General features: G+C 68.7%; 2 protein-coding genes. One reads left to right on the top strand and one right to left on the bottom strand.

Annotated elements, in window-relative coordinates:
* The first annotated feature begins 91 nt into the window (after nucleotides 1-91).
* Nucleotides 92-514, top strand: coding sequence for a CinA family protein (locus tag TW83_RS16955; RefSeq protein ID WP_045983962.1), 423 nt, complete (start codon nucleotides 92-94; stop codon nucleotides 512-514).
* Here the strand turns inward: TW83_RS16955 and TW83_RS16950 are convergent.
* Nucleotides 511-1,172: beta-eliminating lyase-related protein (locus TW83_RS16950; protein ID WP_045983961.1), on the bottom strand; the 662-nt coding region annotated here is incomplete at its 5' end. The two genes, TW83_RS16955 and TW83_RS16950, sit on opposite strands and share 4 nt — an antisense overlap.

Raw genomic sequence — 1,172 nt, 5'->3', positions numbered from 1 at the left:
TGGCCACGATGGCCGCCGCGGCCTTTGCCCATACGGTGCTGATGTGAGCCAGGCGGCGCAGGTCCTTGACGCCGCCCGCGCCCGGCGCGTCATGATCGCGACGGCCGAAAGCTGCACCGGCGGCCTGATCGCCGGCGCCCTGACAGAGGTTGCGGGATCGTCCGACGGATTCGACCGGGGCTTTGTCACCTATTCGAACGCGGCCAAGATGCAGATGCTGGGCGTCCGGGCCGAAACCCTGGATACGCATGGCGCAGTCAGCGAACAGGTCGCGGCCGAGATGGCCCAGGGTGCGCTGCGCCAGTCTGATGCCGGGATCGCCGTCTCGGTCACCGGCATCGCGGGCCCCGGCGGATCCGAGCACAAGCCCGAGGGGCGGGTCTGCTTTGGCATCAGCCAGCCCTTTGGCACCTTCACCCAAACCGTCGAATTCGGTGCGATCGGCCGTCACCGCGTGCGTGCGGCAACCATCGAACATGCGCTGCAACTGTTGCTGGACGCGCTGCGAAACTAGCCGCGCAGGATCGCGGCCATCGCCGTGACGTCCGCATCGGGCGTATCCCACGCGGTGACCAGGCGCAGCGGCACGGGGTCGGCCCCCTGCACCGTCTTGTCGGGCCACAGGTGATACAGCACGCCAGTCGCCTGCGCCCGGTCATGGGCCGCCTTAGGGATCGCGGCAAAGACGCCGTTTGACTGGACCGGCTGCAGCAGCCGACCCCCGCCATCCGCGACCGCCTGTCCCAAAACCTGCGCCTTGGTGTTTGCGCGATGCGCGAGGTCCAGCCACAACCCATCGGTCGCCAAGGCCAGCATCTGTGCCGCAAGATAGCGGTTCTTGGACATTACGTGGCCGGACTGCTTGCGACGGTAATCGAACCCCTCGGCACGGGCGGGGTCGAAGAACACCATCGCCTCGGCCCCCATCGCGCCGTTCTTGGTGCCGCCCAGGCACAGCGCGTCGACACCGGCGCGCCAGGTCAGATCGGCAGGCGAACAGCCAAGCGTCGCGACCGCATTGGCGAAGCGCGCCCCGTCCATGTGCAGCGGCAATCCCGCCGCATGGGCGACGGAGGCCAGCGCCGCGACCTGGTCCGGGTCATAGACCGTGCCCCATTCGGTGGCATTCGTGATCGACACCAGCGCGCTGCGCCCGCCATTCAGGCCCACCC

The organism is Paracoccus sp. S4493 (assembly GCF_000967735.1).
Lineage (GTDB): Bacteria > Pseudomonadota > Alphaproteobacteria > Rhodobacterales > Rhodobacteraceae > Paracoccus > Paracoccus marcusii.
The sequence above is the reverse complement of the archived record's forward strand: the minus strand, read 5'-3'. Positions and strand labels throughout refer to the sequence as shown.

Coding starts and splice junctions, on each gene's coding strand:
- TW83_RS16955 (WP_045983962.1), top strand. CDS start 92: ATGATCGCGACGGCCGAAAGCTGCACCGGCGGCCTGATCGCCGGCGCC.